This window comes from Pseudoalteromonas sp. NEC-BIFX-2020_015 (assembly GCF_012952265.1).
In the GTDB taxonomy this organism is placed as follows: Bacteria; Pseudomonadota; Gammaproteobacteria; order Enterobacterales; family Alteromonadaceae; genus Pseudoalteromonas; species Pseudoalteromonas neustonica.
Genome location: NZ_JABCJL010000041.1, coordinates 1 through 15,269 on the forward strand (window position 1 = coordinate 1; position 15,269 = coordinate 15,269).

19 protein-coding genes are annotated in these 15,269 nt (G+C 39.8%); 4 read left to right on the forward strand and 15 right to left on the reverse strand.

Translation table 11 applies throughout. From position 1 onward, the window contains the following. Positions 1-529: 529 nt before the first annotated feature. Complete coding sequence (locus HH219_RS20230; RefSeq protein WP_054206854.1) at positions 530-1,009, forward strand: RNA-binding protein; 480 nt, start codon at positions 530-532, stop codon at positions 1,007-1,009. Here the strand turns inward: HH219_RS20230 and murI are convergent. Further along, positions 972-1,781: a glutamate racemase gene (gene murI, locus HH219_RS20235; RefSeq protein ID WP_169328462.1), complete on the reverse strand. Its 810-nt coding sequence runs from the start codon at positions 1,779-1,781 to the stop codon at positions 972-974. The genes HH219_RS20230 and murI overlap by 38 nt on opposite strands. Positions 1,782-1,844: 63 nt before the next feature. Continuing rightward, a complete protein-coding gene (locus tag HH219_RS20240; RefSeq protein ID WP_169328463.1) occupies positions 1,845-2,966 on the reverse strand; it encodes a DUF5610 domain-containing protein in 1,122 nt (373 codons plus the stop codon). A 163-nt stretch (positions 2,967-3,129) separates the two neighbouring features. Here HH219_RS20240 and trmA point away from each other — a divergent pair, with 163 nt between their 5' ends. Then, positions 3,130-4,233: a tRNA (uridine(54)-C5)-methyltransferase TrmA gene (trmA, locus tag HH219_RS20245; RefSeq protein ID WP_054206851.1), complete on the forward strand. Its 1,104-nt coding sequence runs from the start codon at positions 3,130-3,132 to the stop codon at positions 4,231-4,233. 8 nt (positions 4,234-4,241) lie between these two features. Here trmA and HH219_RS20250 read toward each other — a convergent pair whose 3' ends face one another. The 5 genes from HH219_RS20250 to ccoG all read right to left on the reverse strand — a co-directional run bounded on the left by HH219_RS20250 (position 4,242) and on the right by ccoG (position 8,547). Next, entirely contained in the window at positions 4,242-4,700 is a 459-nt protein-coding gene (locus HH219_RS20250) for a DUF523 domain-containing protein (RefSeq protein ID WP_054206850.1), read from the reverse strand. Positions 4,701-4,762: 62 nt separating this feature from the next. Then, positions 4,763-5,401: a thiol:disulfide interchange protein DsbA/DsbL gene (locus HH219_RS20255; protein ID WP_054206849.1), complete on the reverse strand. Its 639-nt coding sequence runs from the start codon at positions 5,399-5,401 to the stop codon at positions 4,763-4,765. A 20-nt stretch (positions 5,402-5,421) separates the two neighbouring features. Beyond that, a complete protein-coding gene (locus tag HH219_RS20260; RefSeq protein WP_169328464.1) occupies positions 5,422-6,045 on the reverse strand; it encodes a thiol:disulfide interchange protein DsbA/DsbL in 624 nt (207 codons plus the stop codon). 34 nt (positions 6,046-6,079) lie between these two features. Further along, complete coding sequence (locus HH219_RS20265) at positions 6,080-7,054, reverse strand: serine/threonine protein kinase (protein ID WP_054206847.1); 975 nt, start codon at positions 7,052-7,054, stop codon at positions 6,080-6,082. A gap of 62 nt (positions 7,055-7,116) precedes the next feature. Further along, entirely contained in the window at positions 7,117-8,547 is a 1,431-nt protein-coding gene (gene ccoG, locus HH219_RS20270) for a cytochrome c oxidase accessory protein CcoG (RefSeq protein ID WP_054206846.1), read from the reverse strand. Between the two features lie 291 nt (positions 8,548-8,838). On the opposite strand from ccoG, the gene HH219_RS20275 reads away from it, so the two are divergent. Together HH219_RS20275 and HH219_RS22160 are read left to right on the forward strand one after the other, a co-directional pair. Next, positions 8,839-9,198 carry a hypothetical protein gene (locus tag HH219_RS20275; protein ID WP_054206845.1) on the forward strand — a complete coding sequence of 120 codons (360 nt, stop codon included), beginning with the start codon at positions 8,839-8,841 and terminating at the stop codon, positions 9,196-9,198. Then, positions 9,198-9,401, forward strand: a complete 204-nt coding sequence (locus HH219_RS22160) for a hypothetical protein (protein WP_349251631.1) — start codon at positions 9,198-9,200, stop codon at positions 9,399-9,401. Before HH219_RS20275 ends, HH219_RS22160 begins: the two co-directional genes overlap by 1 nt. Positions 9,402-9,589: 188 nt before the next feature. On the opposite strand, the gene HH219_RS20280 is transcribed toward HH219_RS22160, so the two are convergent. Genes HH219_RS20280 through gspH form a run of 8 tightly spaced genes read right to left on the reverse strand, consistent with a single transcriptional unit; the run spans position 9,590 to position 15,247 of the window. Further along, positions 9,590-10,210: a UPF0149 family protein gene (locus HH219_RS20280; RefSeq protein ID WP_169328465.1), complete on the reverse strand. Its 621-nt coding sequence runs from the start codon at positions 10,208-10,210 to the stop codon at positions 9,590-9,592. Between the two features lie 18 nt (positions 10,211-10,228). After that, positions 10,229-10,987 carry a type II secretion system protein N gene (locus HH219_RS20285; RefSeq protein WP_169328466.1) on the reverse strand — a complete coding sequence of 253 codons (759 nt, stop codon included), beginning with the start codon at positions 10,985-10,987 and terminating at the stop codon, positions 10,229-10,231. A 2-nt stretch (positions 10,988-10,989) separates the two neighbouring features. Beyond that, a complete protein-coding gene (locus HH219_RS20290) occupies positions 10,990-11,463 on the reverse strand; it encodes a type II secretion system protein M (RefSeq protein WP_054456060.1) in 474 nt (157 codons plus the stop codon). Further along, positions 11,460-12,668, reverse strand: coding sequence for a type II secretion system protein GspL (gene gspL, locus HH219_RS20295; protein WP_169328467.1), 1,209 nt, complete (start codon positions 12,666-12,668; stop codon positions 11,460-11,462). Before gspL ends, HH219_RS20290 begins: the two co-directional genes overlap by 4 nt. Further along, positions 12,665-13,675 (reverse strand): type II secretion system minor pseudopilin GspK, encoded by a 1,011-nt coding sequence (gene gspK / locus HH219_RS20300; RefSeq protein WP_054206839.1) that lies wholly within the window; start codon positions 13,673-13,675, stop codon positions 12,665-12,667. Before gspK ends, gspL begins: the two co-directional genes overlap by 4 nt. Continuing rightward, complete coding sequence (gene gspJ, locus HH219_RS20305; RefSeq protein WP_054206838.1) at positions 13,647-14,267, reverse strand: type II secretion system minor pseudopilin GspJ; 621 nt, start codon at positions 14,265-14,267, stop codon at positions 13,647-13,649. Before gspJ ends, gspK begins: the two co-directional genes overlap by 29 nt. Next, positions 14,268-14,642 (reverse strand): type II secretion system minor pseudopilin GspI, encoded by a 375-nt coding sequence (gspI, locus tag HH219_RS20310; RefSeq protein ID WP_054206837.1) that lies wholly within the window; start codon positions 14,640-14,642, stop codon positions 14,268-14,270. Next, on the reverse strand, positions 14,642-15,247 hold the full coding sequence (gspH, locus tag HH219_RS20315; RefSeq protein ID WP_169328468.1) for a type II secretion system minor pseudopilin GspH: 606 nt from the start codon (positions 15,245-15,247) through the stop codon (positions 14,642-14,644). The genes gspI and gspH overlap by 1 nt, the downstream gene beginning before the upstream one ends. Positions 15,248-15,269 lie beyond the last annotated feature (22 nt).

Genomic DNA, 15,269 nt, shown 5'->3' on the forward strand with positions numbered 1-15,269 from the left:
TCTCTTTCGAGAAATCACATTGAGACTCTAAATTTTTTGCCTTGCTTAGTAAACTAAGTTCGGCTGTTAGAACTCAATCTGTACGAGTGCCCACACAGATGATTGCTTTATATTGTTAAAGAACGTTTTGATTCGCTTTAGCGACTCAAGGGATGCGAATAATACACCCTTTATTTTTCGAGTCAATACTTTGTTTTAAATTTTCTTTTGGAATATTTAAAACCTAAGTTTTATTTAACTCTCTGATAAGTCTGCGCCTCGCTATGCGTTGGCGTTTGCCGTCTCAGTGGGGTCGCATTATAGGGAGATCCAAAAACAGATCAACACTTTTTTTCGATATTTTGACTGTTCGCTCAAAAAGCGTGCTAATCGGCTTGAAATGATAATTCACGCCTACTACAGAGCTGTTTTTTTAAGCTAAATTAGATAATTTCACATAAATACCATTGCTATGTTCATTTATCGCGTTAAGATAGCAAGTTCACAATGTTAAATTAATGTTTATTTCCTGTTTATTGGTAGATCAAAAATGAAATTACCCGATCAAAAATCTCTTATCTCTTCAGTTATCCTTGCTGTTATTGGTTTCGTTATAGTTAATTTTGCGCTTTCAAGCCTACAATTAAGTCCTGCACTGTTATTTGGTGCTGGTTTACTAATTGGTGGTGTTGTTATTGCTGCAATGTCGTCTGACGATTTAGAAGAAGCCGAAGTAAAGACAAAAACACTTTATGTAGGCAATCTTCCTTATCGTGCAAATGAAGGTGTTGTTCGTGCTTTATTTGAAGAGCAAGGTAAAGTGTTTAATGTTCGTTTATTAAAGGATAAAAATACTGGCAAGCGCCGCGGCTTTGGTTTTGTTGAAATGGCAGAGTCAGATGCTGATAATGCAATTGCTAAGTTAAACGATAGCGAGTTCCAACAACGTACGTTGAAAGTTCGTGAAGCAAAACAAAAACAAGATGACGAGCCTAACTCTTTTCGTTCTGAATCGGATCAGTCAGTGTAACTAGCTCCACCGGTTGCTCATCAATGACAATAGAAGCCGTTGCATAATAATGCAGCGGCTTTTTTTTGTGATCAAAAGTAACTTTGCTGTTTAAGGAATAGTTTTTCTCTATAAGCACAGTTTCTACCCGCTTTGCTATCGCCGCTCCCGAATCTAATAATTTAATGCTGCCTTGATAAAATGCATGAATCGCCGACGCTAAAATGGGAAAATGCGTACACCCTAATACCAAAACATCAATACTTTGATTAATTGATAACTCTCTAAGCTCGGCGTTTAACTTGTCTGTGTCGACCACTCCATTTAAGTAGGTATATTCAGCAATAGCGACTAACGCGACACTACTATATAAACTAACAGTGATAGATGAAGCATGGTCTTCGATTAATTGCTGTGTATATGGGCTGCTTATCGTTGCTGGTGTTGCGAGTAGGCCTATGTGATGACTGTTCGTGATACTTGCGGCAGGTTTAATAGCAGGCACTACGCCTACTATAGGAATGTGTGTTAATGATCGAATAGCACTCAATGCTGAAGTGGATGCCGTATTGCATGCTATAACTAACACATCAACGTTAAGTGAGTTCACTTCGATAAAGTGCAGTAAACCTCTGAGGCGTTCAATAATTTTTTGCTGGTTCAATTTACCATAGGGTAAAAATGCATTATCCATAAAATAGCTAATGCGTGCATATGGGAGCTGCTTCTGAATATGCTCAAGAACGGTTGTCCCCCCTATTCCAGAATCAAATACCATTATATGTGCTGACAAACGACTCGCTCCAAACTAAACCTAAGCTGGCCAGTTTGCCATGCACATCTTCTAAAATAAAGCTTAAGCTTCACCCTCTAATGTTGCTGAGCGTAACTTGTTCATTTGTTCAAACATGGCCTTGGTATAATCAACTAGCTTGCCGACTTCTTCCTGATCTTGATTTAACCATTGCAAAATACCTGACAGCTCATTTTGCAATGCAAGATCACCTGCTTTATTGAATGCATCTTTTAAATCACTGTTAAATGGTGTGACCTTCTCGGTAATTGCTTTTTCTGGCGCAGGCTTATTTTCTTCATAGCCTTTTATTGCTGCGAACGTTTTGGTTTGCTTTAAATCCATTGAAAATGCCACCAGCTGTTCATTACCTAGATTTAGCTCTTTAGCTTGCTCAAATGCATCTTCCATGTCACCACCGAAGAATGTTTTACTAACACTCTGTAGGTCTTCCATAAGGGCGTTAATGGCTTCTTTCTCATCTTCATTTAAATCGCCATTGACTGACATGCTAAATGATAGCTCTCGTGATTGCGATGATTCACTCGCATAACCTTCATTTTGACCATTACGCTGGTAACTACTTGCTGATTGCTGTTTGAATGCATCGGCAAAACTAATACTCACTTCATCACCTTCTGCGGTCGTGAAGTTATATTGCGCGTTATTACTTAAACTTAAATATTGCGCCTGCGTAACACTTACTGAATCTGGCTTGGGATTAAATAAGTCATCTTCAAATTCATCGAGGCCATTAAAAATGCCCTCTTTTGACTTTTCTATACCTTCTTCAATTTCATCATTTAAGATGCCGGTATCTTTTAGTTCTTCAAACGCGCCATCGATACCTATTTGCACACCTTTACGTGCGTCATCAAGCATACCTTTTAATTTCTCATTGTCTGCGCCATCGACCTGTGCCTTTTTAACTGCGCCAGTAACAAAGCTAAGCACATTTTTGACAATTTCATCAAAATCAAACAGTGGCTTGTCTTTTTTCTCTTCAGCGATCGGCAAACCTAAGGCTTCAGCCATTTTATCTCCCAATACTTTTGCAGCTAATTCTTTACCACGTTGCTGATAGCTATCTTGGGGGGTTTGTATTGTAGGCTGCTGCAATGCGCCTTTATTGCTGTATTTATTGACATTATTATTTGGAACAAAGCCAAAGTTACCAATTTTCATGATCCGACTCCTATTTCTGCTTACTTCATTATCGGCCTAAAAACGAATAACTAAAGCGATACGTACAAAAAAACAGCATTTACTATTACTCAAAACTAGACAAATACTCTCTGCCCCCTACAATAGCGCCGATAAACAGCATAATGAGATAAGGTATTAGGTAATGGCGGTTATAAAGATAGATACAACTGAATACGATGCACAATTAACAGAAAAAGAGCAACGTATCATTGCGCAATTCCAACGCTTTGGTGTTGAACAACTAGACGTATTTGCCTCTGAACCAATTCATTACCGTCAACGAGCTGAATTTAGAGTTTGGCATGATGGCGACGATCTGTTTCACATCATGTTTGACCAAGCAACAAAAGAAAAAATTAGGGTCGATGAGTTTGACCCTGCTGCGCCATTAATTGGTGAAGTAATGAAAGCGATGATTGATAATCTTAAAGACTGTGAAATCCTGCGCCGCAAACTGTTTCAGATTGACTACTTATCGACTCTCAGTGGTGAAATTTTAGTAAGTTTACTTTACCACAAGCCACTTGATGAAGAGTGGATGGCTGAAATAAAAGCCTTAAAAGAAAAGCTAAGCCATTCATTTAAAATTGACTTTATTGGTCGCGCGCGTAAACAAAAAGAAGTACTAGGCACTGACTATGTAACCGAGCACTTAACGGTTAATGGCCAAGCGCTTATTTATCAGCAGGTAGAAAATAGCTTCACTCAACCCAATGCACAAGTGAACATCAAAATGCTGGAGTGGGCACAAGATTTATGTAAACCTCTTAAGAATGATTTACTTGAGCTTTATTGCGGCAATGGTAATTTTTCAATTGCGCTAGCTGGCTCATTTAACCGTGTATTGGCAACAGAAATATCTAAGTCATCGGTGCATTCGGCGCAATATAATATTGCTAAAAATAATGTAACCAATTTAGATATTATTCGTATGTCGAGTGAAGAGTTTACGCAAGCAATGAACGGCGAGCGTACATTCTCTCGGTTAGAAGGGATTGATTTAACCAGCTACGATTGTCAAACTATTTTAGTAGATCCACCACGCGCAGGCATGGATACATTAACATGTGATTTAGTCGCCAATTACGAGAGCATTATTTATATTTCGTGTAACCCTGAGACACTAGAACGCGATTTAGACCACTTAACCCGTACGCATGACGTTAAACGTTTCGCTATTTTTGATCAGTTCCCATACACCCACCATATTGAGTCGGGCGTGTTTTTACAAAAAAAGGCGCTTTGATAAAATAGCTATACTTCCTGTGCCAGTGCTTTTAACAGCGCTGGTATTTGCATTTCGCTAAATACCTTTATATCATTTTGCTCTAATAATGCCGCAGTTAAACCCATACCTATGATTTTTATACCGCTATGCGTGCCGTCGTAGATATTATTTCGCCCACATGACGGGCTCGACTCTTTTAGTAATGCAAACCGAATGTGGTTTAGCTTACAAAAGCGTAACGCTCTTTGAGCACCAAGCTCAAACTCAGCAGTCATATCTTCACCGCTTTTGGTTATTACTTTTTGTGACTTTAACTCTGCAGGGGCTCGTGGAATTGGTAAGCCACCAGCAACTTCCGGACAAAAAGAAACGATTCTTTTTTGCTGCTGCCAAGTGGCTAATTGGGGGTGTTTTAATGCCTGGCCTTTACCGTCATAACGTACGGGGGCGCCCAACAAACAACTCGATACGAAAATCTTTTCCATCATGCATCTCTATAAACAAAAAAGCCCCGCAACCGGGGCTTTCATCATAATTTTATATTTAGCTATTTAGCAGCTAAATAGTTAATCAGTTTACTAATGTCATCAGGTTCTGTAATACCTGTTTCACGACCTAAGTTAAGCTTATACTTACCATTGACGATAAAGGTTGGTACGCCACGTAGTGCGCCCTTTTCTTTATAGTAATTTTGATCGCGTTTCATCTTCGAGCTCATAGTGCGCACTGAAAAGCTCTTATAAACTTTATCAAACTTGTCGCCATCAACACCTTGGGCAACAAATACATCTTTTATATCTGCTAATTCGTTAAACTTTGCGCGCTTGGCGTGAATATGGTTAAACATAGCGGCAATCAATGCATCCTTTTGTGGTAGCACTTCAGCTGTTGCTAGAGCCTGAGAGATCATTTGCTGATTTTCTGGGTCTCGCACACCGACAAAATCCACATGGCTTTTTTTGAACTCAACGCCTGTATTTAATTTTGGTTTAACTTCAGCCAGTAGCGCTTCATAGTTATTACACGCTGGGCAATAAAATGAAAAGAACTCTTTTACTTCAGGTTTTTTGCTCGCACGCTCAGAGACAATCTCATAATGCACGCCTTCTTCATAAGTCGTTGGCGCCGCATTTGCCGCCAAAGGTAGCAATAAGGCAAGTAATCCTGCTTTAACTAATTTAATCATAATCAATTAACTCCAAAAAATTATTGTTCTAATAAAAATTCTACTAACTCATTAAGCTGCTCTTGGCTCTTAATGGTATTGATATTTATTTTATATTTATCGTTTACGATGAATGTTGGTACGCCGGTCAAAGCGCCCATTTCAGAATATTTATTTTGCTTATCTTGCATAGCACGCTCAGCTGAAATAACTGGCATGCTGGCAATATCGCTATTAAATGTATCATTATCAATACCATTCACTTCAAGTAACTTTTTAACATCTTTAATGTTATCAAGCGGTGCGCGTTGAACATGAATACTGTTGAAGATTTGATCCGCAATTTTCTCACCTTTATTATGCTGTTTAGCAATGATATAAGCGTAGCTTAAGTTACTTTGCACTTGTGGTGTTAAACCACCAAGAAAATTTACATGGCTTTTAATAAACTCAGCACCTTCAGGCAAGCTTTTTTCGATCGCTTTAGCGACGGGCTCAAACTTAAAGCAATGTCCGCAATAGAATGAGAAAAACTCGGTTACTTGGGGCGTTTTGCTTTTTTCAATATTCAATACATCATATTGATCACCCGCTTTAAAGTCTGCGGCCATAGCTGCAAAGGGTAAACATAAAAGTAGAAGACTCAGTTTTAATTTTTTAAGCATTGGACTCTCGATTCACTTTTTTAAAATAATTTATTTATGGCAGTAATTTTAGCGCTGGTTCTTGTAGTGCAGAATACTGCTCTTTTAATGCTAAAATTTGTTGCTCCCAGTATTTGTCATCCGCAAACCACGAAAAGTTCCGTGGAAATGCAGGATCATCCCAGCGTTTAGCTAACCATCCCATGTAATGGATCATACGCATAGCACGTAATGGTTCAATCAATTTAAGCTGAGAGTGGTCAAAATCACAAAACTCTTCATAGGCCGCCACCAAGGTATCTAACTGTAACAGTTGGTTGTTTCGATCGCCACTTAGCATCATCCATAAGTCCTGAATAGCAGGACCTTGGCGACTATCATCTAAATCTACAAACATGAGCGCATCACCCGCCCACAAAATATTACCTGCGTGGCAGTCTCCATGCAGGCGTATTGTGCTGACTTGTTGATAGAGTGATTTGGTCTTATCGATCACCATATCCAAAATGGTATAAAACGCTGTAGTTAGGCTACTTGGCACTAGATTACTGTTTTGAAGCTGAATTTTAGCTGTATCTAAATACTCATCACAGCTAATTGTAGGCCGGTGACTAAATTCACTGACTTTTGCTGATTGATGCATTCGGCCTATCAAACGCCCAAGTACATCAAGCTGATCTAAATTATCAACTTCAAATATACGTCCACCAACACTTGGAAACAGCGTAAACAAGTAGCCGTCATGTTCAAATAAACTCTCACCATTACGACTAATCGGCGCAACAACAGGCACCTCGGCATCAGCTAACTCCGCTGCAAATAAGTGCTCTTCTAGTATTTGTGCCTTGCTCCAGCGCTCAGGTCGGTAAAATTTAACAACATAGCGATTGCCATCTTCAGCTTTAAATTGATAAACACGGTTTTCATAACTATTTAATGCTAATAAGCCAGACTCGGCATAAATGCCGATACTTTCAACGGCATCTAAAATTGAATCTGGGGTTAAGTCTACAAAGCTAAATTTACTCATAATTCTCATCAATATAAAAAAGCGGGAAAATCCCGCTTTTTATTAAGTGATAGTGTACTTAACTATCGTGCTTTAAAGAAGTTGCTCGGCTGCGAAATTTGTGAACTCGGCTCATCCACTGGCGATAAGATAAAATTAAACTCGGTCATAGGCTTTTTCAAATCATATGGGTCCATTACTAGTGATAATGGTACATTATGTGATTCACCGGCCTGCACAGTGAAAGTTTGCTTGCCTATATATTTAAAGTTTTCCAACCCTTCAACTTTAATATTAAAGCTTTGCTCGTATTGCGCTTTATTAATTACTTTAAGGGTGTATGTATTCTCAACTAAACCATCAAAATCGACTCGATAAAGCTGATTTCTATCCCTTATGATATCTAAGTCCATCGGTTTACGCATGACTATATTTGCAACCAACGCAGTGCTTAATATAACTAGAATCACAATGTAACCAATAATTTTAGGTCGCAATGGGTTTGTTTTGTTATCCGGCGTTTCTAAGTTACGCTCCGTCGTGTATGAAATAAGCCCGCGTGGGTAACTCATTTTATCCATCACACCATCACATGCATCAATACACGCACCACAGTTTATACATTCTGCCTGCAAGCCATTTCGAATATCGATACCGGTCGGACATACTTGAACACACAAGTTACAGTCAATACAGTCACCGAGGTTTAGATTTTTAGGATCGTCTTTACGGCTACGAGGACCACGATTCTCGCCGCGAGTTTCGTCATAACTAACGGTGAAGGTGTCTTTATCAAACATTGCTGATTGAAAGCGTGAGTAGGGGCAAATATGTAAACACATAATTTCACGCATCCATCCCGCATTTGCGTATGTACACGCTGCAAATACTAAAATACTCACAAGCGCATAACCACCCACATTAAAGGTGATAAAATCAGGAAGTAGCTCTCGGATAGGTGTGAAATAACCAACAAATGTCAGTGCAGTGTAAAGCGAAAATGCAATCCAACTCGTATGTTTAGCTGTTTTTCGCCACAGCTTATCGAAATCCATCGGCCGCTGATCAAGCTTTTTGCGCTTATTGGCAGTCCCCTCTAATTTCTCTTCAAACCAAATAAAGATGAAGGTCCACACTGTTTGGGGGCATGTATAGCCACACCACACTCTGCCATAGAAGGTAGTCACTAAAAATAATGCAAATGCGGCAAGCATTAAAATAAAAGCAAGAATAGTAAAGTCTTGCGGCCATAACGTTAGGCTAAATATATTGTACTTTTGACCCATCAAATCAAATAGCACGGCTTGTTGGTCATTAAAGTTTATCCATGGCAACGCCATAAACGCTAACATGCCAAGAAAACCGATACGCTGCCTTAGCAGTTGGTGTAAACCAGTTACTGCACGCACATAAATGCGGTTTCGGGGGTTAAATCTATCTTGTGGGGCATTAAGATCTGGTTTCTCGATCTTCACCTCAGAAGGTATGTTCTTTACTTTTATTTGCTTTTCCATCGAAGTTCCTCAACGCCGCTTGGAGAATGAAAGTTGAACAATCATATGGCTTTATTTAATAAATAAAATATAGAAAGCTCATACTAAAAATAGTGCAGAAACTGACATAGCGCTTCGTTATGTTCAGAGATTTCTGAAAAATCTAATTGTTCATAAGCATTATACCAACTCTATTTAGAAAAACTGAAATTCAATGCTAATAATTTATTCACCTAACTTACTTGCTTTACAAAGGTGCATTTTATTACACTAGTGGTCAATTCATACCCGCTTAGATCAAAGTTTATTCATATGAAGAAATTTCTTGTACTTGTTGTTGTAATACTTGCGTTATTTACTATCGACCACCCAATGATAAAAGAACCTAGAGAAAAACTATTAGGGGAAGGTGTTGGCGTACTCAGTGATGCTGGAAATATAAACCGAGGTAGAGGTGCTAGCATGGCTAAAAGCCGAATTAGCTCTGCACTCACACTATCAGGATCTGAGCGCGAGTATCTAGAAGATACCTTAAAAACAGATGAGCAACTGCAGTTGTTCCATACGCGTTACTGTAATAGTAAAGACCTTAATTTATATTTTTATGAAGATCGTCTAGCTACAGTGTGCTCTATCGTATCCGAGTCACTGATAGAAAATAGAGCTAAATAGTGGATTTCTCAGCATTAACAAAAAAAAGCAGCGCGTCGTTTAACCAGCATAAAAACTTGCTGAAAAAGCTCGCTAAAGGACAGACCGCGAAGTGCGAAAAGTGCCAAGGAGTGCTGACGTTAGATTTAAAAACTCAGCAGCATGGAAAAGGCATCGCTAAATGCCCGCAAAACTGTACTGAAATCATACTTGATCTAATATAGCAGGTATCCCCTGCTATATACCCTAGGGGGATTGACTCTTTGTTACCTACACGGATGTAGGTAAAGAGCGTGAGCAGGACGTACAAGCTTTGCTCGGTTTTTACTTAGCCTGCTAGGTTACAAACCTCGCGCCGCGATTAAATAGCCCCTAGATTGAACTAATTTCAATCCACAAAGGTCAACACGCCCTAGTTCCAGCTGTCTTCCTCATCCGTATATAAGCCACTTTGTACTGCAATGATTTCTATCAGTTCAGCAAAACCTAGTGCAAAATCACCCATTAACTCATATTGCTGCTGACTCAGTTGCGCATCGCTTAACTGATTTTGTTGAGCAATTGTTGCTATCACTTCAGGCTCTAGAGCAAAAAATCCCAAACTCGCATAAGCTGTTTGCAATGCTTCTTTTAACTCAACGGAAAGTGAACCTGCTTGCATTAACTTATCAACATAAGATTGCGAGCCGTGTACAAACCCCAAGCACCACTGTTGGCATTCATGTAAATCTAGGTAGTTTTCATTATCAGCACCTATTTGCAAGCTTACAGGGAGTTTAAAACCCGTTTCGTAGACTTGCTCGCTAATTTGGTGGTACATAGCCATAAAGGAGAATAACATCTGCTCCTCTAGTTGCCCTTGTGTATCAGGTATTATCTGCTCAAGCCACTCGTGAACATCTAACGGCTCGGGCGAACATATTATCGCGAATAAATAACCTTGGCTTTGCGGCAATGTCATTGCGCCTTTTCGGCTCGCTAAAAATGCACTTAGTTGCTGACTATGTTGCAGAGTAAATTCAGGTATTTGCATAAGATAACTCAATAACACTTAAAAATTTAATGGAAAACGGCCTTCGCTATCAGCACGGCCTAAAAACTTAGTCGCATCATGCACTTCTTTTGGTAGTGACGCGTCAGGTTTTATATACCCTGCGACCTTAAAGTTCATATTCGCTTTGAGTGTTGCATCGGCTGCGAGCCCTAGGCGATTATCTGGATCAACCAACACTGCAACATCACCTGATTTACAGCTTAACTGGCCGCTAAGAGGGCCAATGCTAAACCAACCAGATAAACCTTGAACATCAATATTCTGGCTAGAAATCTCACCTTGTAATGCATTGCAATACGGTTGCCCTGAAGAAAATTCATCCAATTGTACAATCACTCGTCCTTTGGCATTGATTGGCAAAGGTAACTGTAAGCGCATCATCGCTCGCTCAACAGTTAAACGCAGTGTTGTATCTGACAATGTTATAGCTTGATTAAACAAACCATAGCTAAAATCTGCACGACCGGATATATCCGTCTTTTCACGTGCATTACCAAACTTAACATTACCTTTAAGCTGTCCTGTAAATAACGCCCAACCAGAGATGTCCCATGTTAAGCTATTAATTTGCTCCCCCTGATAACGAAGTTGCATTACTCGGCCTTGCCACACAGTACCTGACACTTTGCCTATTTGTACGTCTTGAGGCACGTATTTACTCGCAAGGTTAAGCGCCACAGCAGCGGGCGTTTTTAACAAAGCAAACACGATAAAACTAATGATAAATATTACTATAAGTGTGGCTGTTTTTTTCATGCTTACTTCTCTAATACCAATCGGCTAACTCGAACATAGCCTTGCTTGTCATCGCGGCTCAAATCGAGGTTTTCGATCATCACACCTTTGTCATTTACTAACTCATCTAGCCATTGCACTAATTTATTAAATTGCACTGTGTCAATCGTTAATCTTAGTGCGTTGTCGTTCGGCTGCATTTTACTAATTGTAATATCGTAACGGCCACGCGTTGCATTGACTATTTGACTTAGATTTTGGTTGTTGATGACAGCACGTGAACTTCCAGCTTTCAATTTAACAATACTGGTATCAACCCAAGTCAATAACTCTTGCTGTTTAAGCTGATTTTTCTGTGCTTCAGCAATGGCATTATTGAGCGGTCTAAAAATACCCATAACAAGTACAAAAATAACAAAAATAACACCCGCAATCATTACTAACTGTTGTTCTTGCTCTTTTAAAGAACGCCAATGTTTTAGTAACTGTTGTTTCATGCTGCACCTCGTAGTTTTATTTCACCGACTACAAAGTCGCCATCATTGTTCAATGACCCTTGATCAACTGTTAAACCACGCTGCTCAAGGATTGCTTTAACTTTACCAAATGTTTGAAAATCTTTACCCCGAGCACGCACTCTTAATTCATTACGACGTTGATCATAACGTAGCGTTTCAGGCTTAAACTCTTGAACCTGACTAAACACACTAACCAGCTCATTGGTAAGGTCTAAAAAGCCTGCACTGCTAACGCCATCAAGTTTGGCGAGCTCACCTTTAATTTGGCTTTTAATCAGATGAGGGTTCAGTGCTTTACCCGGAAAGGCTTTTTGGTAACGTTCAACAACGTGTGTTTTTGCTATGTCTATTTCGCTATTCAATTGGTGCAATTCAACACCTTTAATAACGATTGACCCCACTAAAGCAACGCTCGCTGCTATCGCAGCATTTTTCCAATATCCCCACCATAAAGACGTTTTCTTTTTAAGTTGGTACTGCCCCTGGCGAAGGTTGAACTTCACACTCGGTAATTGCTTTGCAAATAACGCTAATGGTAAATCATAAGCATCTGTCTGCGCTGTTAAATCAATTGTCTCAGGGAATTGTGACGCAGGGCTATAGTGCTCAACATGTGGATTACCTAGCGCTGCTAAATATTCTGCTAGCCAGCTTTGCTCTACTGCGCCAACTCGCCACAGGCCGTGCTTACACAACCACTGTTCGCCCAGCTCAATTACACTTAAGGCATCATTTTCTGCTGTAGGTAGTAATATTGCATCGGGTAATAATTTAAATACTTCTATATCATGCTCAACAAATACAGCTAACCAAGATTCAAACCAATCGCGATCTGTCATCGCAACATTAATTGCGTGCTTATCACCAATCATTGACGGTTCAGCTATCGCTATAAATAAATCATCAACATCACACGCAATATCCTCTTCAAGCATATAGGGTAATGCTTGTTCGAGTTTACGATTCCACTTAGTAGGTAGCTCAACGGTTTTAAGCTGTACTTGATCACAAGGCAGCAATGCCACCACTTCTCGATTTTGTGATTTTTCAGTTAACTTACTCAATTGCTCTGCATTGGGTAAGTCACCGCTGGCAATAATTTCTTGTTCTAGTGGTGAGTAAATCAACCAATTAATTTTATCTTGCTGGGTTTGACCCGTGCGGATCAAAAGTATTTCTGTCACTGTACGCCTCCAAATTTTCGCGCCAGTATCGTTACTTCACCATCTTTGGCTTGCAGTAATGTGGTCATCGAAAAACGCAGCTCAACAAATTCAGCTTGCGATTGTAATTTAAAATATTCGCTATTTATGGTGAACAACTTTTCAACGGACTTAACATTTTGAGCCCCTTGTTGATTCACTTGCTCAAAAAATTCTTCTATATTTGAAAAACCATCATCTGGGCGTGCTGCTAAAACGGCTTGCGCCCCAGATATATCCAAACCATCAATCATTGCGCTAAGCAATAAGGCATTTTCGGGGTCGAGCGTATTAACATTAATTGCCAATAACTCACTACCTGGTATAACACATACGTAAGGCAGTACTTTTTCCATTACAAGCGGGTTAAAGCCCTTAACTAAACGTAACTCTGATGTTGAGGCAAAATAACTATTCGCTGTCATATACGGAAATTGACGCGACAAGTATTCGTCCTCCTCTGCACCCGAACGATACGTAATACTATCTTCGTCTAGCCAATCAAACACACTGTCAGCCATCGCTTCTTCTGATTCATCTGATTGCAGGTCTTCAATATTTTCAAGCAATGCAAGTAGAGCCTTATGTGCAGGGTTTGTTCTACTTGTACTCCCTGCTTGTGTTGCTGCTTTTACACGCAATGCGTTTAAATTTAAACACGCTTGTAAATCAATAATTTTACCTTGAAGTGTGCCATTATCAACAGGGTATGGCACATCACCTTGCTGAGCCCAAATCTGCTTTAGTGTGGTTTTATCCGGATCGTCTTTTTTGCTTTGTAACAATGCCTTTATTGCCAACTCTTCCGCTGCATAGGCGTACCATTTTGCTTGCTGGTGCCCTTGAATATTGGTGCTTTTCTGTACCTGAATTAGCAGGTTGCTACTCATTTCAACTGCCAATATTGAAGCTAAAGCAACAATAAATAACACAATTATGAGTGCGGCGCCTTGCTGGGGTTTATGGTTCAACACTGCCCCCTTGGCCATTACCTGGCACTAAAAATATGCGCCTTAATGGCTCTTCATCAATACGCGTAATAGTCACAGCAACCGCTTTAGGGAGTTCCTTTTTTTGCCATTGCTCTTGCCATTCAATTTTGTCATCTAAAAACTCAAATTTAAGATCTTCAATATTTTCGAGTATTACTTGCACACGCGGTTCAAGATTATCAAGCTGATCCACATACACCCGATGCACACGCTCTAAGTTGTCATCTATCACGCGATAGCCCACTGCTTGTAGTTCTGAGCGAGGTAATAAATTTATTGGGTTTACCCAACCATCGCGTACAAAGCCTATGCCGTCATATTGGCTATTTAATGTATAACGTCCCGCTAATAGATAAAACTCTTGTATATCGCCAGATTCGTCGCGAACGGCTCGCTTTGTCATTTGGCTAAAATCTTGATCCATTAGCCTGAATGTCGTTTGCAAACCATTTAATTCTGCAATTTTTTCGTCCGACGCTTCTTTTGCTTTAGTGGTCGAATCCAGTATTTGATGAGTAGCCAAAATGACAAAGGCTAAGATGCCCAGCGCTACCATCACTTCTAATAAGGTAAATCCGCGCTGCTTCACTTAACGACCACCTTTATTTAAGTAGCTAGTAAGTTCATAAATTGAGTATTCTAGTTTTTCATCACTAAAAACATTAATAGTCACTTTTACAAAGGTTTTATCAGCTGTGGCAACCACGTCTTGTCGCCAATACCATTCAACGCCCCCCATAACCTCAGTGCCTTTAGCGCCGTTTTTTCCTTGCCATTTATTGCCTTTTGCCCGTTGTTCAACCAATACATTTTCAGCAACCCATGATGCGTAAGTTTGCTCCTCAAGGCTTGATAAATGATTAATGTGATCGCCCGTTGCCTGCATAGCAGCAATACCCGCCATAGCGCATATACTCAACGCCACCATCACTTCCAGTAAAGTAAAACCTTTATTATTAAGCATTATTCAGGTTCTCGGCGTAGGTTTACAGGAGCAGAAAACTCCCCTTCAATGAAGTACAGAGGCTCTCTTTCGTCTTTTAATTCATAAACAAGTTGAAACGCGCTAACTTCACCAGAAGATAAAATAAGGACTTGCGGGATTTTAAGTTTTTTAAGCTCTAAAAAATCATCGTCATCACCGCCGCTCATCAGCTCCTGCCAGTTAGATTGCTCTAAAAGGTTATCTTGAGCCCATGCGAGATCTTCTAGATTAAGTGTCAATTTAAGACGCTCATCAACTTTAATGGGTGCAAACAGTTTATCGCGATCGAACACAATCCACTTTTCGCCATCAAATACTAAAAATTCAAAGGTATCTTCGTCAATATGAAAACCTAATTCAACCTGATTTAATATTGCAAATTCAGATGCCATATTAATGGTGGTATGCAGCCTCAGCGCTTGCTTATCAAGCTCATCTTCAACACCGCCATCAAAGCTGTATACCACCACCTTTGTTGCAAAGGCGATGACCACCAACACAACGAGTATTTCAATTAAACTAAAGCCACGTGTTGGTGGCTTCAGTTTTGTAGCGCGTGAGTTAGCTGTGGGGCTTAAGAACATGCTAAGCCCTGTACTAAAAATA

Bases quoted from the DNA above. Each gene is read 5' to 3' on its own strand.
- HH219_RS20230 (WP_054206854.1), top strand. From the start codon at position 530: ATGAAATTACCCGATCAAAAATCTCTTATCTCTTCAGTTATCCTTGCT.
- HH219_RS20240 (WP_169328463.1), bottom strand. From the start codon at position 2,966: ATGAAAATTGGTAACTTTGGCTTTGTTCCAAATAATAATGTCAATAAA.
- trmA (WP_054206851.1), top strand. From the start codon at position 3,130: ATGGCGGTTATAAAGATAGATACAACTGAATACGATGCACAATTAACA.
- HH219_RS20250 (WP_054206850.1), bottom strand. From the start codon at position 4,700: ATGGAAAAGATTTTCGTATCGAGTTGTTTGTTGGGCGCCCCCGTACGT.
- HH219_RS20255 (WP_054206849.1), bottom strand. From the start codon at position 5,401: ATGATTAAATTAGTTAAAGCAGGATTACTTGCCTTATTGCTACCTTTG.
- HH219_RS20260 (WP_169328464.1), bottom strand. From the start codon at position 6,045: ATGCTTAAAAAATTAAAACTGAGTCTTCTACTTTTATGTTTACCCTTT.
- HH219_RS20265 (WP_054206847.1), bottom strand. From the start codon at position 7,054: ATGAGTAAATTTAGCTTTGTAGACTTAACCCCAGATTCAATTTTAGAT.
- ccoG (WP_054206846.1), bottom strand. From the start codon at position 8,547: ATGGAAAAGCAAATAAAAGTAAAGAACATACCTTCTGAGGTGAAGATC.
- HH219_RS20275 (WP_054206845.1), top strand. From the start codon at position 8,839: ATGAAGAAATTTCTTGTACTTGTTGTTGTAATACTTGCGTTATTTACT.
- HH219_RS20280 (WP_169328465.1), bottom strand. From the start codon at position 10,210: ATGCAAATACCTGAATTTACTCTGCAACATAGTCAGCAACTAAGTGCA.
- HH219_RS20285 (WP_169328466.1), bottom strand. From the start codon at position 10,987: ATGAAAAAAACAGCCACACTTATAGTAATATTTATCATTAGTTTTATC.
- HH219_RS20290 (WP_054456060.1), bottom strand. From the start codon at position 11,463: ATGAAACAACAGTTACTAAAACATTGGCGTTCTTTAAAAGAGCAAGAA.
- gspK (WP_054206839.1), bottom strand. From the start codon at position 13,675: ATGGCCAAGGGGGCAGTGTTGAACCATAAACCCCAGCAAGGCGCCGCA.
- gspI (WP_054206837.1), bottom strand. From the start codon at position 14,642: ATGCTTAATAATAAAGGTTTTACTTTACTGGAAGTGATGGTGGCGTTG.
- gspH (WP_169328468.1), bottom strand. From the start codon at position 15,247: ATGTTCTTAAGCCCCACAGCTAACTCACGCGCTACAAAACTGAAGCCA.